Annotated in this window: 24 protein-coding genes and 1 tRNA gene; 24 read left to right on the forward strand and 1 reads right to left on the reverse strand. The window is 50.0% G+C overall.

Features of this window, described 5'->3' with window-relative positions:
- Positions 1-22: 22 nt before the first annotated feature.
- From BM159_RS04895 to ileS, 18 genes are all read left to right on the forward strand, one after another.
- Entirely contained in the window at positions 23-757 is a 735-nt protein-coding gene (locus tag BM159_RS04895; protein WP_093913135.1) for a 16S rRNA (uracil(1498)-N(3))-methyltransferase, read from the forward strand.
- Positions 754-1,713 carry a 50S ribosomal protein L11 methyltransferase gene (prmA, locus tag BM159_RS04900; RefSeq protein ID WP_245763641.1) on the forward strand — a complete coding sequence of 320 codons (960 nt, stop codon included), beginning with the start codon at positions 754-756 and terminating at the stop codon, positions 1,711-1,713. The genes BM159_RS04895 and prmA overlap by 4 nt, the downstream gene beginning before the upstream one ends.
- On the forward strand, positions 1,710-3,050 hold the full coding sequence (gene mtaB / locus BM159_RS04905) for a tRNA (N(6)-L-threonylcarbamoyladenosine(37)-C(2))-methylthiotransferase MtaB (protein ID WP_093913137.1): 1,341 nt from the start codon (positions 1,710-1,712) through the stop codon (positions 3,048-3,050). Before prmA ends, mtaB begins: the two co-directional genes overlap by 4 nt.
- A 31-nt stretch (positions 3,051-3,081) precedes the next feature.
- Entirely contained in the window at positions 3,082-3,426 is a 345-nt protein-coding gene (locus BM159_RS04910) for a histidine triad nucleotide-binding protein (protein WP_093913138.1), read from the forward strand.
- A 256-nt stretch (positions 3,427-3,682) separates the two neighbouring features.
- On the forward strand, positions 3,683-3,859 hold the full coding sequence (rpsU, locus tag BM159_RS04915; protein ID WP_093730635.1) for a 30S ribosomal protein S21: 177 nt from the start codon (positions 3,683-3,685) through the stop codon (positions 3,857-3,859).
- A gap of 15 nt (positions 3,860-3,874) precedes the next feature.
- Positions 3,875-4,330 (forward strand): GatB/YqeY domain-containing protein, encoded by a 456-nt coding sequence (locus BM159_RS04920; protein WP_093913139.1) that lies wholly within the window; start codon positions 3,875-3,877, stop codon positions 4,328-4,330.
- 228 nt (positions 4,331-4,558) lie between these two features.
- Positions 4,559-5,539, forward strand: a complete 981-nt coding sequence (floA, locus tag BM159_RS04925; protein ID WP_093913140.1) for a flotillin-like protein FloA — start codon at positions 4,559-4,561, stop codon at positions 5,537-5,539.
- Positions 5,540-5,628: 89 nt separating this feature from the next.
- Positions 5,629-6,078: a hypothetical protein gene (locus BM159_RS04930; RefSeq protein WP_093913141.1), complete on the forward strand. Its 450-nt coding sequence runs from the start codon at positions 5,629-5,631 to the stop codon at positions 6,076-6,078.
- The gene (locus BM159_RS04935) at positions 6,078-7,562 is read left to right on the forward strand and encodes a phosphate--AMP phosphotransferase (RefSeq protein ID WP_093913142.1); all 1,485 of its coding nucleotides are present in this window, start codon (positions 6,078-6,080) and stop codon (positions 7,560-7,562) included. Before BM159_RS04930 ends, BM159_RS04935 begins: the two co-directional genes overlap by 1 nt.
- Positions 7,563-7,608: 46 nt before the next feature.
- Entirely contained in the window at positions 7,609-9,330 is a 1,722-nt protein-coding gene (locus BM159_RS04940) for a radical SAM protein (RefSeq protein WP_093913143.1), read from the forward strand.
- 34 nt (positions 9,331-9,364) lie between these two features.
- Positions 9,365-10,174 carry a peptidoglycan editing factor PgeF gene (gene pgeF, locus BM159_RS04945; protein WP_093913144.1) on the forward strand — a complete coding sequence of 270 codons (810 nt, stop codon included), beginning with the start codon at positions 9,365-9,367 and terminating at the stop codon, positions 10,172-10,174.
- Between the two features lie 172 nt (positions 10,175-10,346).
- On the forward strand, positions 10,347-11,048 hold the full coding sequence (locus tag BM159_RS04950; protein WP_093913145.1) for a YggS family pyridoxal phosphate-dependent enzyme: 702 nt from the start codon (positions 10,347-10,349) through the stop codon (positions 11,046-11,048).
- Positions 11,049-11,120: 72 nt separating this feature from the next.
- Positions 11,121-11,705 (forward strand): cell division protein SepF, encoded by a 585-nt coding sequence (locus tag BM159_RS04955; protein ID WP_093913146.1) that lies wholly within the window; start codon positions 11,121-11,123, stop codon positions 11,703-11,705.
- Complete coding sequence (proC, locus tag BM159_RS04960) at positions 11,690-12,517, forward strand: pyrroline-5-carboxylate reductase (protein WP_093913147.1); 828 nt, start codon at positions 11,690-11,692, stop codon at positions 12,515-12,517. The genes BM159_RS04955 and proC overlap by 16 nt, the downstream gene beginning before the upstream one ends.
- Before the next feature lie 2 nt (positions 12,518-12,519).
- The gene (locus BM159_RS04965; RefSeq protein WP_093913148.1) at positions 12,520-13,305 is read left to right on the forward strand and encodes a YlmH family RNA-binding protein; all 786 of its coding nucleotides are present in this window, start codon (positions 12,520-12,522) and stop codon (positions 13,303-13,305) included.
- Between the two features lie 112 nt (positions 13,306-13,417).
- Entirely contained in the window at positions 13,418-15,136 is a 1,719-nt protein-coding gene (locus tag BM159_RS04970; protein ID WP_177205916.1) for a DivIVA domain-containing protein, read from the forward strand.
- A 1-nt stretch (position 15,137) separates the two neighbouring features.
- Positions 15,138-15,824, forward strand: a complete 687-nt coding sequence (locus BM159_RS04975; protein ID WP_093913150.1) for a histidine phosphatase family protein — start codon at positions 15,138-15,140, stop codon at positions 15,822-15,824.
- A 357-nt stretch (positions 15,825-16,181) separates the two neighbouring features.
- A complete protein-coding gene (ileS, locus tag BM159_RS04980) occupies positions 16,182-18,971 on the forward strand; it encodes an isoleucine--tRNA ligase (protein WP_093913151.1) in 2,790 nt (929 codons plus the stop codon).
- A 96-nt stretch (positions 18,972-19,067) separates the two neighbouring features.
- Here ileS and BM159_RS04985 read toward each other — a convergent pair whose 3' ends face one another.
- Entirely contained in the window at positions 19,068-19,313 is a 246-nt protein-coding gene (locus tag BM159_RS04985; RefSeq protein ID WP_245763642.1) for a hypothetical protein, read from the reverse strand.
- Positions 19,314-19,602: 289 nt separating this feature from the next.
- Between BM159_RS04985 and BM159_RS04990 the strand changes: the two genes are divergently transcribed.
- The 6 genes from BM159_RS04990 (at position 19,603) to recJ (ending at position 25,051) form a co-directional block, all read left to right on the forward strand.
- Positions 19,603-19,983 (forward strand): PaaI family thioesterase, encoded by a 381-nt coding sequence (locus tag BM159_RS04990; RefSeq protein ID WP_245763643.1) that lies wholly within the window; start codon positions 19,603-19,605, stop codon positions 19,981-19,983.
- Between the two features lie 14 nt (positions 19,984-19,997).
- Positions 19,998-20,861 (forward strand): aminotransferase class IV, encoded by an 864-nt coding sequence (locus BM159_RS04995; RefSeq protein ID WP_177205917.1) that lies wholly within the window; start codon positions 19,998-20,000, stop codon positions 20,859-20,861.
- A complete protein-coding gene (locus BM159_RS05000; RefSeq protein ID WP_093913154.1) occupies positions 20,858-21,373 on the forward strand; it encodes a hypothetical protein in 516 nt (171 codons plus the stop codon). Before BM159_RS04995 ends, BM159_RS05000 begins: the two co-directional genes overlap by 4 nt.
- 64 nt (positions 21,374-21,437) lie before the next feature.
- A tRNA-Leu gene (locus BM159_RS05005) sits at positions 21,438-21,524 on the forward strand.
- A 166-nt stretch (positions 21,525-21,690) separates the two neighbouring features.
- The gene (locus tag BM159_RS05010) at positions 21,691-22,350 is read left to right on the forward strand and encodes an SH3 domain-containing protein (RefSeq protein ID WP_093913155.1); all 660 of its coding nucleotides are present in this window, start codon (positions 21,691-21,693) and stop codon (positions 22,348-22,350) included.
- A gap of 331 nt (positions 22,351-22,681) precedes the next feature.
- Positions 22,682-25,051 (forward strand): single-stranded-DNA-specific exonuclease RecJ, encoded by a 2,370-nt coding sequence (gene recJ, locus BM159_RS05015; protein ID WP_093913156.1) that lies wholly within the window; start codon positions 22,682-22,684, stop codon positions 25,049-25,051.
- The last annotated feature ends 130 nt before the right edge of the window (positions 25,052-25,181 follow it).

Here is a 25,181-nt window from a genome sequence, read left to right on the forward strand (position 1 = left end):
CGAAATTTTAAGCGAGGTTAGTATGCATCGTTTTTTCATTCCGAAGCCTTATAAACAGGAAATGCAGATTACCGGCAGGGACGCCCACCATATTATGGATGTGCTGCGTATGGGTGTGGGAGATCAATTGCAGGTGGTAGCGGATGACGGCATCAGCTTTTTGGGGGAGATTACGGCTGTCAGTACAAATACAGTGACGGTTTCGGCAAAAGAAATCCTGCGGGAAACCCATGAGCCTGATGTGAGTATTTCCCTGCTGCAGGGTCTGGCCAAAGGCGAGAAGATGGAGCTGATTATACAGAAGGCCGTGGAGATTGGCGTTGCGGAAATTTTCCCGCTTGCCATGGATCATTCGGTGGTGGTGCTGGACCGTTCCAAAGCGGGAAAGAAAACAGAGCGCTGGCAGAAAATTGCGGAAGCGGCGGCCAAGCAGAGCAAACGGGATGTGATTCCGGCGGTGCATGAGGTTATGAAGTTGCCTCAGGTTCTGCAGGAAGAAAAATGGGATTTGCTGGTGATTGCGTATGAAAGCGAAAACCGGATCAGTCTGAAGGAAGTGCTGCAGGCTCACAAAAACGCAAAGAGCATCGGCGTGATCATCGGGCCGGAAGGCGGGCTTTCCAATGAAGAAGTAAAAGCTGCGCAGGAAGCAGGCGGCGTTGCAGTGAGCCTGGGGCGGCGGATTTTGCGAACGGAAACGGCCGGGCTGGTGGCGGCCACGGCGATTTTGTATGAAACGGATAATCTGGGGATATGAACATGGAACAGTGGCTGGAAGTCAGCGTAAAAGTGAAACATGAAGCGGAAGAAGTAACGGCAGAAATCTTACGGGAGGCCGGCGCCCGGAACGGAGTGGCCATAGAGGACCCGGTGCTGTATGAAACGGTGCGCAAGTCATTGCCTTTTGAACTTTGCGACCCGCTGCCGGAAGAAACGGATTTATCTGTGGTAACGGTAACGGCGTATTATCCGGAAGATGAAGAACTGCAGAAAAGACTGCAGCGCATCGAAGCGGAACTGACCGCGGTGGAAAAACGGATTGGACGCTTTTGTATCGGGCCCACGCTGTTCCGAAAAGTCAGTGAAACGGACTGGTCGGATGAATGGAAGCAGTACTTCCATGTGACACGGGTGGGGAAACGTATTGTAGTGAAACCATCGTGGGAAAGTTACAAGCCGGAAGCGGAGGACATCGTGCTGGAACTGGATCCCGGTATGGCTTTCGGTACGGGCACGCACCCGACGACGGTTCTTGTCTTGGAAGCCCTGGAAAAAATGGTTCATCCCGACACCGCGGTGTTTGATGTGGGAACGGGCAGCGGCATTTTGGCCATGACGGCGGCAAAGCTGGGCGCAAAAAATGTTAAAGCAGTGGATATAGACGGAGTTGCGGTTCGGACGGCAAAGGAAAATATTGCAAAAGCCGGACTGGCAGACCGCATCGAAGTAAAACAGGGCGACCTGCTGCACGGTACGGAAGGCAAGGCAGATGTGATTGTGGCTAATATCCTGGCGGACATCATCATCCTGCTGTTGCCGGATATTCCCGGCAAGCTGAAAGATGGCGGTCTGTTCTTCGCCAGCGGTATCATTGAAGATTATCAGCAGGACGTAACCGAAGCTGCGGAAAAAGTCGGATTGCGTGTGAAAGAAGTGACCCGCATCAAAGACTGGGTGGGACTGCTGATGGAGAAAGTCAGGAAAGATAAATGAAAAGAATTGCGTTTATGACATTGGGCTGCAAAGTGAATCAGGCGGATACGGCCAGCATGCAGGAACTGTTCCGGCAGGCAGGCTATACCGTTTGCGATTTTACGGAAGAGGCCGATGTATATGTGGTGAATACCTGTGTGGTGACCAACACGGGACAGCAAAAGTCAAGACAGATGATCCGGAGGGCCATCCGTAAAGAAAATGACGCGCTGATCGTGGTGACGGGCTGTTATCCCCAGACTGCCGCAGAGGAAGTGAAAGCCATCGACGGGGTGGACCTGATTATCGGAACCCAGGACCGGGCGAAGATTGTAACGCTGGTGGAAGCGGCGCTGGGAAAGAAGCAAAATCAAATAGAAGACGAAGTGCGCCCCTGGGAACAGGGGGTGCAGTTTGAGGAAATGTCCGGCGGTAATGAAGCGGACAAGACCCGTGCCTATCTTAAAATACAGGAAGGTTGTAACCAGTATTGTTCCTACTGTATCATTCCTTATGCAAGGGGACCGATCCGTTCCCGGAGCCTGCATAGCATCCGGGAAGAAGTGCGGCGCCTGACGGAAGCGGGATATAAGGAAATCGTCCTGATCGGTATCCATCTTGGCTGTTACGGGAAAGAGATGAAAGACGGAACGACATTGTACGATGCAGTGCAGGCAGCTCTTTCCGTTCCTGCCCTGCAGCGCCTCCGTCTGGGTTCTCTGGAATCCGTGGAAGTGGAGGAACGGCTGCTGGATTTGATGGAGGCAGATAAACGCTTGTGTCCCCATCTGCACTTGCCCTTGCAGAGCGGCTGTGATAAAGTTTTAAAAGACATGCACCGGCCGTACAATACGAGTAAGTTTAAAGCATTGCTGAATCAGATCCGCAAAAAAGTTCCGGGGATTGCGGTCACGACAGACGTCATCGTGGGATTTCCCGGAGAAACGGAAGATGACTTTGCCGCAACCTGCAACTTTGTAAAACAATGCGGCTTCGCCAAGATGCACATCTTCCCGTACTCCAAACGGAGAGGTACACCGGCGGCAGTCAGGCAGGACCAGATTCCGGAACCCGTGAAGAAACAGCGGGCGGAAAAACTGGCGGAACTGGACCATGAAATGCAGCAGGCGTATTTTATGGAGAATGTTGGAAAGAGACATACGGTGCTGGTAGAACAGGTCGTATCTGAAACGACGGCAGGCAGCGGTGCAGACAATTCTGAAGTTCTTTTGGTTGAAGGACTGGCAGAAAATTACATCCGTGTAGAATTGCCGGGCAACGCTGATCTCTGTGGCAAGATGGTGGACGTAAAAATCACGGAAGCGTTAATTGACAAGTGTAAAGGCATCATTTTATAATTTTGACAAACTTGTTTAAGGAGGCATTACAATGAGTGACTGTATCTTTTGCAAAATCGCGGCAGGCGAGATTCCTTCCAACAAAGTGTACGAAGACGACAAGATGGTCGCATTCAAGGACTTGGAACCGGCAGCCCCTGTACACGTGCTTTTAGTTCCCAAGACCCATGCTGACAATGTGATGGCAGCTGAACCGGCTCTGGTAGGTTATATGCTGGGCAAGGCTGCGGAGATTGCGGAAAAGCTGGGAATAAAGGAAAGCGGATTCCGTCTTATCATCAACACCGGGAAAGACGGGGGACAGACCGTACAGCATCTGCACATTCATCTGATTGGTGGGAAAGCCATGGGATGGCCGCCTTTCCCGAAGGAATAAATAATTGGACTGTCTTTTGTCATTCCACTTGCGGAGATTTTCCTGTAAGGTGTCATACTTCCACATAACTTGTTTCTTTTCATTTTTTTCACAAAAAACTGTGAAAAGAACAGGATTTGGCGATTCGGATTTATTGACAGATTCTGCCATTTGCGATATAATCTACTGGTAAAATTATGTACAGGTGTTTTATGGCATCTGGATATGATGAAATAAACCGAACACTTCCCTAAGTGTGTGGAGGGAGGGAGATCAGATGGCAGAAGTTAAAGTTGGCAAAGGCGAGTCCCTGGAAAGCGCGCTGCGCCGTTTCAAACGTGCGACCCAGAAGGCTGGCATTCTTTCCGAAGTTAGAAAACGCGAACATTACGAAAAACCCAGTGTTGCGCGTAAGAAAAAATCCGAAGCAGCCAGAAAACGTAAATCCAGATAATTGGAGGCGGGTCGGATGACCACAAAAGAAAAACTGATGGCTGATATGAAGCAGGCGATGAAGGACAGGGAAGCGGGCAAGCTTCGTCTGGAAGTGATCCGGATGGTCCGGTCCGACATCCGCAATGCGGAGATCAACGGAAAAAACAAAGAAGAGCTTATTGAAAATGAAGTACTGGCTGTTATCATGAAGGCAGTCAAAATGAGGGAAGATTCCCTGGCTGAATTCATAAAAGGTAAACGTGAAGATTTGATTGACCAGACCAACAAGGAACTGGAAATTCTGAAAGCGTATTTGCCGGCAGCTATGAGCGATGAAGAATTGACTGGAATCATTAAGGAAGCGATTGCTTCTGTCGGCGCGACAGGCCCGAAAGAAATGGGAAAAGTCATGAAAGCGGTTATGCCTCAGGTGCAGGGACGTGCCGATGGCAAACGGATTAACGCCATCGTGAAAAGCTTATTACAGTAAACAACAAATAACAGTGTCGGAAGGCACTGTTATTTTTTTGTGATAATTCGTGAATTCTATGTGGCAAATAACAATTTTTGTGGCGTCTGCGCTGATAAAATAGTATAATAAAAGTTAAAGAATTCTTATTTGTTAAATAGAAATATATAAACATAAGAAAAGAAATGAACAAAACATCGGGAACGGTTTTGCGAGTTCTTTTCCCGGCTGTGTATTATGGAGGACTTTATGTCAAATTTATTAGTAGGCGGCAGCGCCAGCCTTTTTCTGATTATAATCGGCGTGTTTGTCTTTTTGCAGTTTGTGCCGGTGGGGCTTTGGATTTCAGCCATATCCGCGGGCGTCAGTATCAGCATCTTCAATCTGGTAGGCATGCGGCTGCGCCGGGTACCGCCGGATAAAATCGTATTGCCTTTGATCAAGGCGAACAAGGCAGGTCTTCATGTGAATTCCGATCAGCTGGAAGCTCATTACCTGGCAGGGGGTAACGTGGACCGGGTCATCGATGCCCTGATTGCGGCGCATCGGGCAGCTATTAACCTTACTTTTGAACGGGCCTGCGCCATTGATCTGGCCGGCCGCGACGTGCTGGAAGCGGTACAGATGAGCGTTAACCCGAAAGTCATTGAAACGCCGGTCGTTGGCGCGGTGGCGAAGAACGGTATCGAATTGCGGGTTAAAGCGCGGGTCACCGTGCGCGCCAACATTGAACGGCTGGTTGGCGGCGCCGGAGAAGCGACTGTAATCGCCCGCGTCGGGGAAGGCATCGTTTCCACGGTAGGTTCTTCGGAAATGCACACTGATGTGCTGGAATCACCGGAACATATCTCCAAAACGGTTTTGGATAAAGGGCTGGACGAAGGCACTGCCTTTGAGATTCTGTCCATTGATATTGCAGATGTTGACGTAGGACGCAATATCGGCGCAGCCCTGATGACCGATCAGGCGGAAGCGGACAAACGTATCGCCCAGGCGAAGGCGGAACAACGCCGGGCCATGGCGGTTGCCAAAGAGCAGGAAATGAAAGCTTATACCCAGGAGATGAAAGCCAAGGTCGTGGAAGCGGAAGCTAAAGTTCCGGAAGCCATGGCGGATGCGTTGCGGCAGGGGAATTTGGGCGTGATGGATTATTACCGTATGAACAACATCAATGCGGATACCCAGATGCGCAAGGCGATTTCCGGGACGGATACGCCGGAAGAAGCGTAAGTAAGAGTTGTGCAGCAGGATACAGGCAAATGTTATGTAACGTGAGCCGCAAAGCAGGAGTTGCCAGGTAGTATTGCAGGAGTGTTATCATGTTTTTTAACCGGAATTATATACCGGCAGTTCCCATCCGGGAGGAACAGCGTCTTTCGGAAGAAGAAGAACTGGCCCGGGCGCTGAAACGGGAGGCCCGCATCTTTTTCCCGGATAAGAAGCTGCCCGAATTAGACGAAGAAGAACACGACGCAGTCTGTCGGGAAGAGGACAGCTTACGGAGAGAGACGGACGGAAGCATATCCCGTCACGAAGTGGAGGCTGCGCGGCAGGAAGCAGAACAGATTGCCAGAACCAGGCAGCAGTTGCAAAACAGCGGGCTTAACAGTACACAGCCGGTTGACGGCGAAATCGGTTTACAAACCGGGGGAACGGGACAAAGCGTTCAACCCCGCTTAAATAAACAGGACTTAAAACGGGGCATCCGGTTACAGGTCATACTGGATAAGCCCCGGGGCATTACGCCTTGGAAGGGGGACAATTTCTAATGTTAAACAAGGTTGATCTCGGCGCGAAATTGAAAAAATCAGATCTGAAGAAGCTGCTGGACGAGAAGCTGGGCTACGAACTGGGTAAGGCGCAGCGTGCAGCCCGGGATGCAGGCATGCCGGTCATCATGGTCTTTGAAGGCTGGCGTCATTCCCGCCGCAGCGAAATCGTCGGGAAGATGATGCAGTTTATGGATGCCCGCGGGTTCCATGTGTACACCTCAACGCGGATTACGGAATTGCAGAGGCAGCAGCCTTTCTTTACTTCGTTCTGGAAACGCCTTCCGCCTCCGGGTCATATTACGGTTTACCGTCACGGCTGGTACTATCTGAAAAACGATATCGAAGTTAAGAATGAAGCGAAATCCACCCGGGTCACCTATGACCAGATCAACGCGTTTGAAAAACAGCTGACAGACGGACATTATTGCCTGCTGAAATTCTTCGTACATGTTTCGGAGAAGCAGCAGGAAAAAAATAAAAAAGCCCTCATCAAGGAAACCGGCAAGGCATGGAAACCTGTTCATGAAATTTATACCGAAGAAGGAAACTATGACAAGTTCTACAAACGGTATGATGAGATGCTGAAAGCTACCGACACGGAGAATGCCCCCTGGCACCTGATCAGCGGGGAAGACGTGGACGTGGCAGAATACGAAATCTTCAACGCGGTGGTGGACGGCATCAACAAGGCGGTGAAAGCGTTTACCACATACAAAGAAGCGCAGCGCCTGTCCACCAACGTCAGTGACAGCAAGCGGAAGTATGATATCCTCAGCAAGGTTGATTTAAGCAAAGATGTTTCCAAAGACGAATACAAGGAGAAACTGGACGAGTATCAGAAACGGCTTCGGGAATTGCAGGTGGAAGCATTCAACAAAGGGATTTCCACAGTTCTGGCTTTTGAAGGCTGGGATGCCGGCGGCAAAGGCGGCGCCATCAAACGCGTAGCGGAAGCATTGGATCCTCTGGATTTCAGCGTGCATCCGTACTCTGCCCCCAATCAGGTTGAAAGGTTGTTCCATTACCTTTGGCGGTTCTGGATCAATGTTCCCGAACCGGGGCAGATTGCCCTGTTTGACCGCACCTGGTACGGTCGGGTCATGGTAGAACGTATTGAAAAGATTACTCCGGACGTGGACTGGCGCCGGGGTTACGATGAGATAAACGAAATGGAAAAGGAATGGGCGGAAGCCAACATGGTCGTTCTGAAATTCTGGCTTCAGATCGACAAGGATGAACAGGCCCGCCGTTTTAAAGAACGGGAAAACAATCCGGAAAAACTGTGGAAGATTACCGACGAAGACTGGCGCAACCGGGCCAAGTGGGCGGAATATGAAGAAGCTGTCAACGAAATGCTCGGACGCACCAATACGGATTACGCCCCGTGGATTATCGTAGAGGCCAACAGCAAATACTACGCCCGGCTGAAAGTATTGAAGAGCATCATTGACGCGCTGGAAAAGAAACTGAAAGCAAAATAAGAGTTAAAGACAGCTAAATTACATTTTTAAAAGTGAGGTTACCTGCTTGAGCTGGAATCTGCAAAAAGAGATTAAGGAAATCCTTGCAACAGAAATCGGAACCCAGATATTTGCCCCGGGGCGGAGAACCCCGGTGGCTTTTTTATACCCGAACACCTACCATCTGGGGATGTCCAACCTGGGTCTGCATATTTTGTACCAGGTCCTGAACCGGGAAGGCTGGGCCTGTGAACGGGTATTCCTGCCGGAGACAAAGAAGCGGGAGGAGTATGCCAAAACGAAAACAGCCCTGTTTTCCATGGAGACCCAGCGCCCATTGGCAGATTTTCCGTATATCTGTGCCACAATTTCTTTTGAAATGGATTATCTTAACTTTCTGATCCAGCTGCAGATGGGGCATATTAAACTGCTCGCGGAAGAACGGGGCGAAAAAGACCCATTTGTTATCATCGGCGGTCCCTGTGCCACTTTTAATCCGGAACCGCTGGCGGAATTTGCTGATCTTGTGGTCATCGGCGAAGGGGAGGAAACCCTGCCGAAACTTCTGAGGCTTTTGGAACAGTTGCGTATGGAAAGGAAAACACGCAGGGAAAAACTGCTGGCAGCGGCACAGTTGCCGGGGGTGTATGTGCCGCAGTTCTATGTACCACAATACGACAGGACAGGCGCCTTTACCAGTATGGAACACCTGGCAACGGTACCGGAAATAATCAGTCGTCAGTGGGTGAAAGAACTGGACGCGTATCCCCATACTTCGGCCATTATTTCGCCATATACGGAATTCGCCAACATGTTCATTGTGGAAGTGGCCCGGGGCTGCGGACGGCATTGCCGGTTCTGCATGGCGGGCTACTGTTTCCGCAGGCCCCGTAACCGGAAACTGGGTCTGCTGTTGCAGGATATCCGGCAGCGTCCGGAACAGGCGGCTAAAGTAGGGCTGATGGGTGCTGCAGTTTCGGATTATCCTGAAATGAAACAGCTGACAAGTACATTAGCTGAAGAACACATTTCCTTTTCCTGCGCTTCCCTGCGGGCCGATTCACTGGACCGGAAACTGGTGCAGGCTTTGGCAGAAAGCGGGCAGCGTACAATGACGGTAGCGCCGGAAGCGGGCAGTGTCCGAATGCGGGATGCTATTAACAAAGGAATTACGGAAGAACATATTTATCAGGCGATGGAGTATGCGGCTCTGGCAGGGATGCCGAACATCAAGTTGTATTTTATGATTGGGCTTCCGGGAGAAACGGACGAAGACATAGACGAGATGATTGCGCTGGTTCACCGTGTGCGCAGCCGCATGGACGAACTGGGACATAAGGGAGATCTTGTGCTTTCCGTCAATGCGTTTATCCCCAAACCCTTTACGCCGTACCAGTGGTCGCCCCTGGAAGAAGTAAAAGTGTTGAAACGCAGATTTAAAACGTTGCAAAACGGATTCAGGAAAGACAGGCGAATCCGCCTTTTGACTGAGTCGTTGAAAGAGACGGTGTTACAGGCTGCTCTGGCACGGGGAAACAGGCGGCTTGGCAAAGTTTTGCTTTGGGCGGCGGAAAACCGGACGGGATTGAAAGAGGCGTTTCAGTCTCATCATATCCTGCCGGAAGAACTTGCCTGCCGCAAAATAAAAACCGGAGAACCACTGCCCTGGGATCATCTGGACATGGGCGTGAGCAAAATGTATCTGTTAAAAGAAATGGAAAACTCCCGGACTGGCAAGTTTACGCCGGGTTGTTTTGACGGTTGTAAACGTTGCGGCGTTTGCAAATGATAAATTGAAATTAAAACCTGAAAGAGAGAAATGAATGCAAAAAGATTTCAAACTGACGTCACAAAACAACATATGGTTCGGGTACTTTACAAGCTTCGAACAGGCAGGCTTTACAACAGCCTGTTCCACCCGGCTGCATGGGGAAAGTGATATTGTTCCCGGCACGTTGAATCTGGCGCTGCATGTGGGAGATAATCCCCAAAAGGTACTCCGCAACCGACAGAAATTTGCGGAAGCCATTGGTGTAAAGGCAGAGCGGTTTACTACCTGTGCCCAGGTGCACGGAAGTAAGGTACAGGTTGTTTCGGAGCATTTGATTGGCAGCGGTGCGCTGTCCTTTGCCGACACGATTCCGGAAACGGACGCGTTGATTACCAATCTGAAAGAAGTGCCGTTGTTGTTATTTTATGCGGATTGCGTTCCGGTGCTTTTGGCCGACCCTGAAACGGGAGCCATTGGTCTTGCTCATGCAGGCTGGCGGGGAACTGCAGCGCAGATTGCAAAGAAAACGGTGGCTGCCATGCAGGAGACTTTTGGCGTTCAGCCGGAAAATCTGCTGGCGGCTACCGGTCCTTCTATCGGCGACTGCTGTTATGAAGTGGACGATGTTGTGAGAAGCCAAATGGAGGAATACGCAAACTGCTTTACAGAAAAATGTAACGGGAAATACTGGCTGGACCTGTGGCAGGTCAACCGGCAGCAGTTGATGGAAGCGGGAGTGATACCTTCCCGTATTTCTGTTGCCGGGGTGTGCACAAACCACAATCCGGAACTGTTCTGTTCTTACCGCTATGAAAACGGGAGAACGGGACGCATGGGCGTCTGTCTTTGCAGGAAGGGATAAAAGCACGACTTTACGTTGATTAGTTTTAAAATATAGTTTCCGCAGTGCGTAAATCCACTTTTTTTCTTGCTGAAAACATGCTTTTCTGTTATGCTTTAATGTGATATAATTTCTTATTATATTTTAATTTATTTTTTATTCATAAAAATTGATTCAAAAGAGGTCTTGTTTTATGTTGGCAGATAATCTGCGTAACGTGAGGGAAACGATTGCGTCAGCATTGGCGAAACGTATTGGGGAAAAAGAGACCGGCGATGAGGTCTGCCTGGTTGCCGTGACGAAGAATCACCCGGCTGAGGTGGTTACGGAGATTGAAGCGCTGGGTGTGGAAAATATCGGGGAAAACCGGGTGCAGGAAGCCCGGGAAAAGCAGGCGCAATTAGGGCATCCGGGTAAGTGGCATTTAATCGGCCACCTGCAGACCAACAAAGCGAAGCAGGCCGTGGAATCTTTTGACCTGATCGAGTCCGCAGATAGTGAACACTTGTTACGTGCGCTGGAGAAAGAAGCGGCGAAACAGACTAAGGTCATGGATGTACTGTTGCAGATAAACATTGCAAGGGAGCCCCAGAAGACCGGTTTCCTGGCGGAGGATTACGAAGCAATCCTGCCGGTGCTGGATGATCTGCCTCACATCAGGGTCCGGGGCATCATGGTCATCGCGCCGAATACGCCGGATCAGGAAGTGCTGCATGCTGTATTCCGGCAGGGGTACGATTATTTTTGCAAACTGAAGCGGCAGCGGAGCGGTATCGATTACCTTTCTATGGGCATGACAAGCGATTACGCGATTGCCGTGGAAGAGGGAGCTAATATGGTGCGTGTGGGAACCGCACTGTTTGGGGCCAGGAATTACAGTAACCGCGGTTACTGATTTGAAAATAAAGATATGCGGCAGCGGCCTGTTGCGGGTCGTATACGATAAATAAAACAGAGGAGACATATTATGGGCAAGAAAAAGTTTTTAGACCGTATTTCGGACGCGTTGGGATTATATGATCCGGACGATCCGAACCGTGTATTGGAAGAAGACGACGAAGAAGAATTTGAAGAGGAAGAAGCAGCGGAGAAACCGGCCAGAAAAGGATTTCCGAAAGCGGTTCGCCCCGCCCCGGTCCCTGTAGTGAAAGAAGAACCGGTGCCGGTTCCTGTGGAAAAGGAAGTCAAAGAGAAAAAACCCGGTCTTTTGTCCCGGGTCCGTAAGAATAAAAAGGAAAACCGTACGATCCAGGTGAAGACTACGACAGAAGTCCGCGTGGTGGTGATTGAACCTTCCAGTTTTGACGATTCCCAGAAAGTCGCTGACTTTTTGCGGAACGACCAGCCTGTAGTGGTTAATTTTGAAACTACCGAACCGGCTGTACGGAAACGTATGACGGACTTTATCAGCGGAACCATTTATGCGCTGAATGGTACAATCCGCACCATTGGTCCGAATATTCTGGTCTGTGCGCCGCGTAATGTGGATATTGACGCAGAGGCTGAGGTGTACGGCGGAGAAAGAGGGGGATCCTCATGGCCGAAAAACTGAATTTGAAAAAGCTGGCGTTTATCGGCGGCGGTGCCATGGGTGAGGCGATCATCAAAGGCATCACCGGCGCAAAACTGATGGATCCGGCGGCGGTTTATGTGGGGGCGCACCGGCAGGAACGTGCGGATTATCTGCACGAGACATATGGCGTAACCGGCCTGGTAGATAATTGTGAAGCGGTCAGGGACGCGGACATGATTGTGCTGGCGATTAAGCCCCAGATGGTGGACAGCGTGCTTCGTGGCGCGCTGGTGTCCGCTGTGCCGGGCAAGGCGGTCATCCTTTCCATCATGGGCTCTGTGACAATTGAAAAGATCTCCGGGATATTTAAAGGACATCCCGTGATCCGTACCATGCCCAACACGCCGCTGGCAGTAGGAGCCGGTATGACGGCCATAGCGCCCGGTAACGGGGTGAGTGAAGAAGCGGTGAAAACCGCGGAACAGATTTTTGGCTGTTGCGGGGAAACACTGCGGATTCAGGAAAAGGATATTGAAGCGGTCACCGCTGTTTCCGGCTGCGGACCGGGATATGTTTATGTGATGATTGATGCGTTGGCGGATGCGGGCGTTATGGCAGGTCTGCCCAGGGCGGCGGCCATCAAGCTGGCGGCCCAGACTTTTGCCGGCTCGGGAAAGATGGTGCTGGAGACGGGAAAACATCCTGCCGTGCTGCGTGATATGGTGACGTCTCCCGGCGGCACTACCATTGCCGGCATCAAAGCACTGGAGAACGGCGCGGTGCGCGGCGCGATGTACAACGCGGTGCAGGCTGTGCTGAACCGCAGCGAAGAGTTAAAGGGAAACAAATAGGCATGGCAGACAGAGATAAAATACTGCGCTACTTCAAAGCGAGTGGGGACGAAGAGCTGGCAGCGCGGCTGGTGGATCTGGCGGAGGCTGCCCGGAAAACCGGCAGGTACAGGGTCAGCGAGTTTCTGGACCCCCATGGCAGGAATGTGGCGGAAATTGTGGCGGCAAACTTTGAAGGCATCCGTCTGGAAACTGACGGCGGGTTTGCCAATGCTGAACGGTGCAAGACTGCTTTCGTGGCAGAGGATTCTTACGGCACACCGGATTTTGGGATAGTATGCTATCTTGTTACCTGGGATAAACGGTATTATACGTTAGGCCATAGAGATATCCTTGGCGCATTTATGGGCATGGGCTGTGAACGTGAGATTCTGGGGGATATCGTACTGGTGCCGGAGGGCGCCCAGTTTGTGGCGGACAAAGCCTTTGCAAACTACATTGAGAGCAACCTGACCCAGATTGGCGCGGCTTATGTGGGCCTGCAGCAAATCGGCAGAGAGGAATTGCAGGCAAAGGAAGAAAAAGTTAAGATAATTTCGGCTACCGTGGCGGCTCTGCGGCTGGATGCGGTGGCGGCAGCCGGATACGGCATCAGCCGTTCCCGGATGGCAGAAGAAATCAAAAGTCAGAATGTAAAACTGAACTGGAAAGAAGCCAGGAGTGCGTCCCAGTCTGTTGCCGAAGGCGATATAATGTCATTTCGCGGCAGAGGCAGGGTGGAACTTTCGGAAATTCGCGGCACGACGAAAAAAGGACGCTTTGCGATTACGCTGAAGCGGTATATATAACGAAAAATATATAAATGAAAAATGCATGGCGTCTGCCATGAGAATAAATAAAAATTATTACTACGATAATAATAATTACAGCAATACAGATTTTTTAGCAGGAGGAAACAACATGCTGACACCATTGGACTTAAATGGAAAAACATTTTCCAAAGGTTTTCGCGGTTATGACACAGACGAAGTCAATCAGTTTTTTTCTCAGATCTCCAGAGATTACGAACGTTTATATCAGGATAACGTGGAGTTAAAGGATTCCGTAGAGCGTGTCAGTGCCAAGCTGGAGTATTACCAGCGGATGGAGAGCACCATGCAAAGCACGCTGGTGGTGGCTCAGGAAACGGCGGATGAGGTTAAGAAAAGCAGTTTGCAAAAAGCGCAGGTACTGACCAGGGAAACCGAGCTGGCCTGCAATAAACAGAAAGAGGCTGCAGTTTCGTTCTGTAACAAACTTCGGGCTGATACGGAAGCGGAGATTACCCGTATGAAATCCGAAGCGGAAGCCTATGCGGAGAAAGTCCGGAAAATGGCTGACGAGTATGCATCTAAAACCCGGGGAGAAGCGGACGATTACGGCAAGTCAACCCGTACAGATGCGGATTCCTATGCATTGGGTCTGCGCAGCAAAACAGATTCTTCTACCAGCAAATTGAGGGAAGAAGCTCAGTCCTTCGTGGATAAGATGAAGAATCTGGCGGAAATTGAAGTGGCCAGGATGAAGGTGGAAGCGGAAGACAACTGCAAGTCCCAGCTGGCTGACAGTCGGGAACAGGCCCGCACTCTGACGGCAGAAGCCTCAGCCCATGCCAATCAGGTCATGGCCGATGCGAACCACCAATCCCAGAACATTGTAGCGGAAGCAACCCAGAAGGCGCATGAGATGATTGCCAACGCCCAGAAGCAGTCCCAGGATATGATGGCGGAAGCGCGGCAGAAATCCCAGGACATGGTGGCAGAAGCAAACCAAAAATCCCAGAATATGATTACCGAAGCGACACAGAGATCCCAGCAGATGATTACAGAAGCGACTGAAAGGAGCCGTTCTTTGGTGCAGGAAGCTACGGAGCGCAGCCAGAAGATGGTATTTGTTGCTGAGACCAAAGCGGCTGCGGCCATGGACACCTACAATACCATGGTGAGCAAAGCAAACTCCCAGAGCAAGCAGTTGAAGAGCCTGCTGCAGTCCCAATTGTCCTTATATGATAATTTTGAAGCAGAATATGCTGTTGATCAACTGGTGCAGCCCAAACTGCAGGCGGTCAGGAAAGCGGAACCGGTTTTGGAAACGCAAGCAGAGCCGGTGCATGCGCAAGTAGTGGCGGAAGCTGAGAATAAAGCGGTAACGGGGGAGGCAGAAAAAGACGTTGCAACAGCATCGCCAGCCGGAGAAACTGTTGTGGAAACACCGGAGGTTAAGTCTGTGACGGAACCTGGGAAGGAGGAACCGGATAAAGTAAATTTTCCTGAGGCAGCCGAAGCCAACGCTGCGGCTGCTGTGGAAGAAAAAGCTGCATTTACGGATAAAGACAGTATAACCGCTGATGATAACCCGAACCCTGCTGAAGAGGATAAGCCTTCTGTATCCAAAATCAACGGATACGGCGGTATGCGTAAGCCTCTCTTTTCAAGGTTTAATCCCCGTGGGCCGATGATCTTCAACCGAAACGGTTTTCCCCGCAAAAATGCGGACCTGCGTGTAGCCCTGAGTGAACTGCAGAAATCGGCAGAACCTAGGCCACAGAGTGTTGAAGCTAAGACGGAGCCTGCCGTTTATACTGTAAAACCTGAATCCGGAAATACTGCCCCCGGGCCGGAAGGGAACAAGGAATCCTGATATGATCATTCTTGTACGACACGGAGAGGCGACGCACCATACGGAGCATTTTACCGGCGGTTGGACAGATTCGAACCTGACGGATAAAGGACGCAGGCAGATTGAGGCGGCAGCGGAGAAGCTGGCGAAGGATTTTTCCAGTAAGATGCCGTGTTTCCGGATTCTGTGCAGCGATTTGAAACGGGCTCATGAATCGGCAGTTATCTTTGCGGAAAAACTGGGTATAGAAAAAGTGGAGGACTTTGCATTCCTCCGGGAAAAGAATAATGGAAAGGCCGCCGGGTTAAAAGAAAGCGAAGCCAGGAGCATATATTGTCCGCCTCCCACCTTGAAAGAACTGGACCACCGGAATTATCCCGGCGGGGAAACCCGGCGTGAATTCTTCCGGCGTACCGTGGACGGAATGCATAAGGTGGCAGATTGGGATAAGGAAAATCTGATTATCATCTCCCATAAGGGGACGATACAGAATATTATCTTCGACTGGCTGGGCATGGACATTGAGGACGTGAACCGTCTGAATTTTTCGGTGGATATTCTGCCTTCCAGTTTGTCCGTGCTGGGCATTAACAAGTGGAAAGAACACGCCATATTCCGCCTGAACGACCTGTCCCATTTACAGGCGCAGGAGGGCTTCGGTATCCATAAATTTAAGCTGAGTGCTATTGACGCGTTATGCCAAAAGTAGTAAAATAGCTTCATTACAGGCGTGGTTCTGCTGCGCCGGACAATAGAATAGTATAGTTGACAATTGCTGAGAAAAAGACAGTAGCCTGCAGAAATGGTAAAGCGAACCGGGGAGGGTGGAAGCCCGGGCAAATATTTCGGCAGTGTGAAGATCACTTTGGAGCAGCCTGCTGAACAACCGAGTAAGCATGGACGGACCGGCGCACGTTATCGCGCTGAACGAGTGGCAGATGATTTCTGTCATGAGGGTGGTACCACGGGTTAAGTTTAGTCTCGTCCCTTTATGGACGAGACTAGTTTTTTATACGGAAAAAAAAGATTTTTTCCTTGCACAGTAACGAGTTAGGAGGAGAAGAAAGTGGATTACAGCAAGACTCTGAATTTACCGGAAACTGAGTTTCCGATGCGGGGCAACCTGCCGAAACGTGAACCGGATCTGTTAAAGTTCTGGGAAGACAATAAGATTTATGAAAAGAAACAGAAGCTGCATGAAGGGCATACCAAATGGGTGCTCCATGACGGCCCTCCCTATGCTAATGGACATCTCCACATGGGACATGCGCTGAATAAAGTATTGAAAGATATAATTATAAAATACAAATACGCTAAAGGTTTTGATACTCCCTATGTTCCCGGCTGGGATACCCATGGAATGCCTATCGAACACGCCTGTCTCAACGCTATGGGTGTGGACCGTCACAGCATGACGGCATTGGATCTGCGGGCAAAATGTGATGCCTATGCCCATGAGTTTGTTGACATCCAACGGGAAGAATTCAAGCGTCTGGGTGTTTTGGGAGACTGGGATCATCCGTACCTGACCCTGCATCATTCCTTTGAAGCGGAGCAGATCCGGGTGTTTGGCGCCATGGCCAACAAAGGCTACATTTACAAAGGGCTGAAGCCTGTGTATTGGTGCCCGCACTGTGAAACTGCGCTGGCGGAAGCGGAGATCGAGTATGCGGACCAGAAAACACCGACTATTTATGTAAAATTCCCACTGATCAAAGACAATGGTAAGACTCCGGAAGGCGTAAATGGACGGCCGGTTTATGTTGTAATTTGGACCACCACACCCTGGACCATTCCGGGCAATATGGCTGTTACGCTGCATCCTGATTTCGAATATTCCTTTGTGGAAAACGGTGACGAAGTGCTGTTCATGGCCAGCGAGCTGGTCAGCAACGTGGCGGCGGAAGCGGGCCTGACCCTGGGCAAAGTGCTGGGGACGGTCAAAGGCCGCGAGATGGAATTTGCGGAATGCGAGCATCCGTTCCCCGAATACAACCATCGAAAATCCATGATTTGTCTGGCAGACTATGTTGACCTGGAAACCGGTACCGGCTGCGTGCATACTGCCGGTGGTCACGGTGATGTGGACTATCTGACTTGCCTGAAATACAATGTGCCTATCGTCTGCCCGGTAGACGAACAGGGCAGGATGACGGCAGAAGCCGGTGAGCGCTTTAAAGGTCTGTTCGTGTTCGATGCAAACGTACCGATCCTGAAATATATCGCGGAACTGGGCATGCTGTTAGGCAAGAAGAACATCCATCACCAGTACGCCCATTGCTGGCGCTGCAAGAACCCCATCATCTACCGCGCTACCGAGCAGTGGTTTGCTTCCGTGGACGGGTTCCGGGAAGCGGCGCTGCATGCCATTCATAACGAAGTTAAGTGGATTCCGGCCTGGGGCGAACCCCGCATCCACAATATGATTGCGGACCGTCATGACTGGTGTATCAGCCGCCAGCGTGTCTGGGGCGTGCCCATTCCTATTTTCTACTGCGAGAAATGCAACGAGCCTCTGGTAAACGAGGCGACCATTGACAAAATTGCCAACATTTTTGAGCAGGAAGGTAGTGATGCCTGGTGGAAATATGAAGCAGACCAGCTGCTGCCGGAAGGGACGAAGTGCCCGAAATGCGGTCATACCCATTTCCGTAAAGAAAAAGATATCATGGATGTGTGGTTTGATTCCGGTTCCAGCCACATGGGCGTTTTAACCAAACGTCCGGAACTGGAATGGCCCTGCGCCATGTATCTGGAAGGCAGCGACCAGCATCGCGGATGGTTTCAGTCCTCCCTTTTGACCTCCGTGGCGGTGACCGGCCATGCACCTTATAAATATGTTCTGACCCACGGTTATGTGGTAGACGGAGACGGACGGAAAATGTCCAAATCTGTGGGTAATGTCATCGCTCCCCAGGATCTTATCAAACAGTACGGCGCGGATATTATCCGTCTGTGGGCTGCCTCCGCTGATTACAAGCAGGACATCCGTATCTCCAAAGAAATCATGAAGCAACTGTCGGATGCATACCGTAAAATCCGTAACACCATCCGCTACATTTTGGGCAATACCAACGACTTTGATTATGAAAATAACAAAGTTGCCTTTGCCGATATGCAGGAACTGGACCAGTGGGCACTGATGCGCCTGCAGCAACTGAAGAAGGAAGTGGAAGCAGCCTACGAAGCCTATGATTTTCATGTGCTGTTCCATGCTATCCACAACTTCTGTACGGTAGAAATGTCCAGTTTCTATCTGGATATAATCAAGGACCGTTTGTACGTTTCCAAAGCGGACGACCCGGCCCGTCGCAGCGCTCAGACAGCCATGTATGAGATTCTGAACGATTTAATCGTGATGCTGTCTCCGGTATTGAGCTTTACCATGGAAGAGGTGTGGCAGTTCATGAAGAAACCGGCTAATGCTCCGGAATCCGTTCAGATGCTGCCCTGGCCGGAAGTTAAGGCAGAATATATCAACGAAGCGCTGGAAACAAAATTTGATAACTTTATTGCCATCCGCAGTGAAGTGACAAAGGTACTGGAAGGTCATCGCCAGAACAAAACTATCGGCAATTCCCTGGAGGCCAAGGTGGTTCTGTACGCGGAAGGGGAAGCTCTGGAGATTCTGAAGTCTGTGGAAAAAGACCTGCCTACGCTGATCATTGTTTCCCAGGTGGAAGTGCATGAAGGTGCTGCGGAAGGAGAAGAAGCTACCGGGCGCAATGACCTGAAGGTTACCGTTAAACCGGCTGATGGTCACAAATGTGAACGCTGTTGGACCTACAGCGAGAGCGTGGGTAAAAACGAAGCCCGCCCGGATCTGTGCGACCGCTGCGCAGCAGTAGTAGGATAATGGATTCACGCTTTTCGACATATTTTTGTTAAATAAAAGCCTGTACCCATGTGGATACAGGCTTTTGTTTTGTAAAGGAACTGATTTGCTTATGCTTCAGTCCCAGCGGTTGAGAATATCTTCTATAATTTGTTTCTGCGTTTTGCGTTTTTTCTTCTGCTGGGTACGGAAGTTGTTGTCTTCTTTTCCGGTGGAGTAGTCTGCGTAATCAAAATCGTCGTAGTCTTTGTCGTAGCTGCGGTTGTAATCGCCGTGACCATCGTCGCAGGAAAAAGGAAACAACAGGATTGGGTCATGAAAAACACTGGTATGAATGCTGCTGTAGGTAATAAACCAATTCATTGCGATGCAGTCTCCTTTGCTAAGCCGGTTATGCTTTTTGTTTTTACAAATATGATTATAGCACAAAATTGACAAAAAGGACGCAAAGTAATAATATTAAAAAGCATGAGAGAATCAGTCCGTTAAATCTGATAGTATTACATAACAGGAGACGAAGCCGATGAAAGAACAGGAAAAAACGCAGAGTAAAACCGGGTTTCCGCCTTCAAACTTGCCGCGGGATCCTGAAACAGGATATTTTCTGGATGTTCCCGCACGCATCCGGGAAATCTATAAACATAACTGCTTTATGTCGGATTTTTTTCATATCAGTATTGATGAAATCTACTGCGGAGGCGCGCAGGTAAGTTTGCATATTGAACATGACAAGCATGCCAACCACCGTAATGTAACCCATGGCGGCGTACTGACGGCGCTGGCAGATTCCGTGTTGGGAGTGACCGGGGCATCTGTTGGGGAAGCCGTGGTGACGGCAAGTTTTGCCATGGATTTCATCAGCAACGTAAGCATGGACGGAACGGTGCGTATGATCAGCAACATCAAACATCACGGTCGGAGTACCATGGTCATTATCGGCGAGATGTATGACAACAAAAACCGCCTGCTGGCCACGATGATGGCATCCATGGTAAATGTAGATAAGATTGAAGGTATACCCAGCAAGTGGTAAGAATGGAGGCTCACATGAAAACCAATCTGATTTTAATCAACAACGATATTGTGGACGCAGAAGAAATCAATGTGCATCCCTTTAACCGGGGACACCAGTTCGGGGACGGCGTGTATGAAATTGTTCCCGTGTATAACGGGAAAGCCCTTCATGCGGAAGCGCATATGGAGAATCTGTTTAATGCCATAGTGCAGATCAGGATTCCCGGTTTCTACATGGTGGATGAAATGGTTGAATTTACGAACCGGTTAATTGAAGCAGCAGAGGTTACGGACGGATTGCTTTATACCCAGGTGACACGGGGTATAGGACCGTACGAGCTGGACTTTCCGGGACAGTGCGAACCGGAACTGATTATGCAGGCAGTTCCGCTGGACAGGGTGGCGTTGGCAGAAATGCGGCAGACAGGTGTGAATTTGCTTACGGTGCCTGACGAGCGTGCCGTCAAATGCGACCTGAACACATTGTACCGCCTGCCGGAAATCCTGGCGAGAAACAAGGCCCGGGTAGGGAAATTTTACGATGCATTATTTGTAAAAGATGAAAAGATAACAGAAGCTACGGAGTCGACCTTTATGGTTGTGAAAGATGAAATGCTGTGGACGTATCCCATGAAGCTGGGCAGCATCCATGACAATGGGATGCGCCGTCTGATCAAAGAGAAGTTGGCCCCGGCTCTGGATATGCAGGTGATTGAGAAAGCCTTTACCAAAGACTTTGCCCTGAATGCGGATGAAGCACTCCTGTGTGGCTGTCGCTGTGAAATCATGCCGGTAGCAAAAATCGACCGCCGTGTGGTCGGTGATGGTAAACCCGGTAAATTTACCCTGCAGCTGCAGGGCGTTTTTGAAGACTATATCCGGGAACAGACAAAATGAAACCGGCCCTGGATAACCGCGCCCTGACGCGGGCAGCGCTGTGTCTGGCAGTTGCGGCTGTCGCGCAGGCTCTGCGGGTTCTTTTACCGCTGCCTCCCATTGCTTCCATGCTGCTGATTGGTACGGTGGTGAATCTCTGCCTTTGTTTTGCTGTGTGGGGGAGCGATATACTGTATGCAGGTATCATCTGTTTTCTTCTTCCGCTTTTTGCATTCCTTCAGGGGCATTTGTCCTTGTTGCCGATGGTGGCAGTTGTATTTTTGGGTAATCTGGTTTTCTGTCTGGTTGTGAAGCAGCAGAAACAGTGGAAACATTATGTGTTTGCGCCGTTGCTGAAAGCGGTGACTCTGTGGTCTTGCACGGGCATCGTCTGCAATCTGTTCCATGTGCCCCGGCAGGTAAAGAATCTGTTGCAGATATCCATGGGTATTCCCCAGTGGACGACGGCGCTTCTCGGTGTGATTGCGGCTGTGCTTTTGTGGAAACGGCTGCATCAAAACGGGATTGTTTGAACGTAAAAAATTCATTGACAAACTGAATACGCAATGATAATATAGTTTTGTTCCGTATCTATGTGCCGCTGTGGCGGAATTGGCAGACGCACTTGACTCAAAATCAAGCGCCTTTGCGGGCGTGCCGGTTCGACTCCGGCCAGCGGCACCAACAATAATTAAACTATCTGAGAAGATCGACCCGTTGCAGGGCTGATCTTCTTTTTTTCAGTCTGACTTTATATTGTGTCAATTTGAGAATGCTTGTGTTATAATAATTTCAATTAAAGAATGGCTTGTATGATTGGGAACAAGCATGGTTCGGAGGAGGGGTACGCATGAGAAAAATAATCCTGTTGGTTCTATTGTTCGCGGTTTTATTTTTAAATGGACTGACCGCCGAGGCGTTTCCCACCGGGGAGAATCCTGTCGTGGGGCAAACGTATTACATTACCGGCCGGAACGTGTGGATCCGGGATGAGCCGAATACAAATATTGAAGCAATTGCGAGCTACCGTTTTGGGGAGCCGGTGACCCTGTTGGGCGTGGAGGGAGGCGGAAAATGGGCCCATGTGCGCCTTTGCAACGGATGGGACCGGTACGTGCATATGGATTATGTAGGTCCGATGTCTGTCGTGAAAGAAAAACAGAAAAACACCAGTCTGCTGCTGATTACATTGGACCGGATTTATGACGATATTGAGCGGCTGATGGAGTCCATGTACCCCAACGGCCCGAATGACAAGGCTCCTTCGCCGGTACAACGGATTTCTTCCTGCAAGGCCCTGATGCAGCGGCTGAATGACGTAAGCATCAATTTGGAAAATTCTGCTGCTTCTGTAAATGCCAAAAATGATATCCGTGAGTTTATAGGGAAGATGGGTACTCTCATCAATGCCCTTGCAGAGTGGGACAATGGCGGGGAAGAAAAGTACACTCCCTATTTTCTGGATACATTTATGCCGGTGTACGACCGCGTAGGGGATTTGTACCGGTAAAAAGCCGGGAGATAAGCAAGACTGCGGCGCCTGCCGCAGTCTTTTGGTTTTTCTGCCGCAAATAACAGGGGACAGATATTTTGACAGGTCTGGCGTCATGGCCGTAATGTGCGGCAGAAGTTAAGCTGTTTTTATATCAGAAACCGCATTAATACGGGCTTTTAATTGACAGTACTCCGAAATTTGGGTAAAATATTACAATAGCCAAAAGTGTTTATAAATTTAATAGTTGCTTCACCCTGTCAGTTTAACAGCAAGTCAATAACAGAAAGTAATACCTGGCACAAAAGCCGCAAGAGGGGTGGGCGTACGGAGAGGATAATTTTGTAATATGAAACGCTACAAGTATTGGGATTTAAAGCACTATGACCGGGAAGAAATAAAAACGCTGGCCGCGAAGGTTGGGATATCTCCGGTGACGGCGGGGATTCTTTGGAACCGCGGGTTGCGGGAAGAAAATGAAATCAGGGAGTTTTTGTTTGGTAAAAAGGATACGTACTACGATCCTTTTCTGATGAAAGATATGAGGCTGGCCGCGGAACGGATCCTTCAGGCGGTGGAGGCCCGTGAACGGATTGCTGTGTACGGCGACTATGATGTGGACGGCATCACAGCCAGTTCATTACTGTATTTATATTTAACCGGATTACATGCGAATGTCAGCACCTATATTCCCAAACGGGAAGGGGAAGGCTACGGACTGAACAACGAAGCACTGCAGTCTTTACATGAGGATGGCATCACGCTGGTCGTTACGGTGGACTGTGGGATCAGCGGCGTAAAGGAAGTCGCGGAAGCACCCGGTGGGATGGATATTATTATTACAGACCATCACCGCCCGCCGGAAATATTGCCCATGGCTTTTGCTATTGTCAATCCGAAACAGGCAGATTGCGGATACCCCTTTAAAGGACTTTCCGGCGTAGGGGTGGCATTTAAAGTCTGCCAGGCCCTGGAAAAACTCCGTAGTCCGGAAGCGCCCCTTTGGGAACAATACACGGAACTGGTAGCACTGGGTACGGTGGCGGATATCGTCCCGCTGCAGGATGAAAACCGCGCGCTGGTCAAATGTGGCATGAAGGCCATGGAGACTACATCTCTTACGGGACTGCGTAAATTGCTTCAGGCCTGCCGTTGCTATCAGGATACGATTACTACTGAAAAGATCGGTTTTATACTGGCTCCCCGTCTGAACGCGGTGGGACGCCTGGAACATGCCCAGCTGGCCGTAGAATTGCTCATTACGAAGGATGAAGAATCTGCGGAATGTATGGCCAACAAGCTGAATGACGAAAATTCTGAGCGCCAGGAGATAAGCCGTCAGATTTTTACGGAAGCAGAGGCGCTGCTGGAAAAACAGGCTTCCATCGGTCCTGCTATTGTGCTGGCGGGGCAGTGGGACTCAGACAAGCAGGAGGGATGGCATCCCGGTGTAATCGGCATTGTTGCATCCAGGCTGGTAGATAAATACTACCGTCCCGTGATTTTGATCAGCATCAGCGGCGATGTGGCCAAAGGTTCCTGCCGCAGCATCCAGCCCCTGGACATGTACGATGCGCTTAACGCCTGTTCCGCTGACCTGATTCAGTTCGGAGGCCACAGTCAGGCTGCCGGCCTGACTCTGGAAAGCAATAAGATTGACTGTTTTAAAAAGAGTTTTACGGAATTTGTCAGAAACCACCTGCAGCCGGAGGATTATCAGCCCCGTCTTGCCGTGGATATAGAGTGGAACCGCAACGAGGAACTTACCCTGTCTTTCCTGCACGAACTGCAGTTGCTGGAACCGTTTGGCTGCGAAAATCCTGCGCCGTTGTTCATGCTCCGGAATGCGGAAGTGCATAATCCGCGCCTGTTCGGGCAGGAACTGACGCATCTGCGCTTCTTTACCGATATAGGACCCCGCTCCTGTCACTGCATCATGTGGCAGGGGGCGCAGTACCGGTATTGCCTTTGCAATAATGCCCAGGCGGACATTGCCTTTAAGCCGCGTATCAACTTCTTTAACAACGCGGAAAGCATCAATCTGGACATTGTTGCTTTCCGCATGGATATGGAACTGCACGACTATCGCAAGAACTCCGAATTCAAAGAAACGGTGCTGGCACGGATCCTGCATTCAGACCAACGGTTTACCGTTTTTATCAATAAAAACAGCGCGGAAGAGAAAGAACTGTCAGCCTTTTCTAATGTAAAGATTCGGCATTACGGGGAACTGTGTGATGAAACCGAGCGGCAGATTATCTTTTATGAGCTGCCGGGAGAAAATATCTTCCGGTGGGGATATTTTCCGGTCGGCGGGAAAAACAGAACCGTATTATATATCCTGTATAACCAGGATGATCTGAATATGCAGAAGCACAAACTTCTGGAAGAGTATCCGGACAGGAACCATCTGGCCGATGCATACCGGTTTGTTAAAAAGGTTCTGCAGTCTCAGGCAGTTGCCAAATTAGGCCAGCTGAAGTATCAGGCGGAGAAGCATCAGCTGCATTTACGGGATTATGATCTGCAGATTTTCCGTGAGCTGGGTTTTTTCCGGATTCAGGGAGACGAACTGATGATGGGCAGCACGGAACGCAGACAGCTGGATACATCTCCGACCTATGCCGGGCTGTGCGCGGAAAGAGATGCGCTTCTGGTTGTTTATCAGAACAGTTTACGAATCGCCTGTGCCAGGATCCAGAGCTTACGGAAGCACTGACCTGCCTGCGTGATTATCAGCATAAATTTATTTTATTTTTTAATACAATAGCAGTGATCAAAATGTTTCGAAGACATAAGGAAATATTGGTCAAATCTGTTAGAACTCATGATTTTATCACTATTTCCGC

The sequence above is a fragment of the Succiniclasticum ruminis DSM 9236 genome, assembly GCF_900112895.1.
GTDB lineage: Bacteria > Bacillota > Negativicutes > Acidaminococcales > Acidaminococcaceae > Succiniclasticum > Succiniclasticum ruminis.

Coding starts and splice junctions, on each gene's coding strand:
- BM159_RS04975 (WP_093913150.1), top strand. CDS start 15,138: ATGATCATTCTTGTACGACACGGAGAGGCGACGCACCATACGGAGCAT.
- BM159_RS05000 (WP_093913154.1), top strand. CDS start 20,858: ATGAAACCGGCCCTGGATAACCGCGCCCTGACGCGGGCAGCGCTGTGT.
- BM159_RS04990 (WP_245763643.1), top strand. CDS start 19,603: ATGTCGGATTTTTTTCATATCAGTATTGATGAAATCTACTGCGGAGGC.
- BM159_RS04895 (WP_093913135.1), top strand. CDS start 23: ATGCATCGTTTTTTCATTCCGAAGCCTTATAAACAGGAAATGCAGATT.
- pgeF (WP_093913144.1), top strand. CDS start 9,365: ATGCAAAAAGATTTCAAACTGACGTCACAAAACAACATATGGTTCGGG.
- proC (WP_093913147.1), top strand. CDS start 11,690: ATGGCCGAAAAACTGAATTTGAAAAAGCTGGCGTTTATCGGCGGCGGT.
- rpsU (WP_093730635.1), top strand. CDS start 3,683: ATGGCAGAAGTTAAAGTTGGCAAAGGCGAGTCCCTGGAAAGCGCGCTG.
- BM159_RS04970 (WP_177205916.1), top strand. CDS start 13,418: ATGCTGACACCATTGGACTTAAATGGAAAAACATTTTCCAAAGGTTTT.
- recJ (WP_093913156.1), top strand. CDS start 22,682: ATGAAACGCTACAAGTATTGGGATTTAAAGCACTATGACCGGGAAGAA.
- BM159_RS04935 (WP_093913142.1), top strand. CDS start 6,078: ATGTTAAACAAGGTTGATCTCGGCGCGAAATTGAAAAAATCAGATCTG.
- BM159_RS04920 (WP_093913139.1), top strand. CDS start 3,875: ATGACCACAAAAGAAAAACTGATGGCTGATATGAAGCAGGCGATGAAG.
- BM159_RS04930 (WP_093913141.1), top strand. CDS start 5,629: ATGTTTTTTAACCGGAATTATATACCGGCAGTTCCCATCCGGGAGGAA.
- BM159_RS04985 (WP_245763642.1), bottom strand. CDS start 19,313: ATGAATTGGTTTATTACCTACAGCAGCATTCATACCAGTGTTTTTCAT.
- BM159_RS04950 (WP_093913145.1), top strand. CDS start 10,347: ATGTTGGCAGATAATCTGCGTAACGTGAGGGAAACGATTGCGTCAGCA.
- mtaB (WP_093913137.1), top strand. CDS start 1,710: ATGAAAAGAATTGCGTTTATGACATTGGGCTGCAAAGTGAATCAGGCG.
- BM159_RS04965 (WP_093913148.1), top strand. CDS start 12,520: ATGGCAGACAGAGATAAAATACTGCGCTACTTCAAAGCGAGTGGGGAC.
- BM159_RS04995 (WP_177205917.1), top strand. CDS start 19,998: ATGAAAACCAATCTGATTTTAATCAACAACGATATTGTGGACGCAGAA.
- prmA (WP_245763641.1), top strand. CDS start 754: ATGAACATGGAACAGTGGCTGGAAGTCAGCGTAAAAGTGAAACATGAA.
- floA (WP_093913140.1), top strand. CDS start 4,559: ATGTCAAATTTATTAGTAGGCGGCAGCGCCAGCCTTTTTCTGATTATA.
- BM159_RS05010 (WP_093913155.1), top strand. CDS start 21,691: ATGAGAAAAATAATCCTGTTGGTTCTATTGTTCGCGGTTTTATTTTTA.
- BM159_RS04910 (WP_093913138.1), top strand. CDS start 3,082: ATGAGTGACTGTATCTTTTGCAAAATCGCGGCAGGCGAGATTCCTTCC.
- BM159_RS04955 (WP_093913146.1), top strand. CDS start 11,121: ATGGGCAAGAAAAAGTTTTTAGACCGTATTTCGGACGCGTTGGGATTA.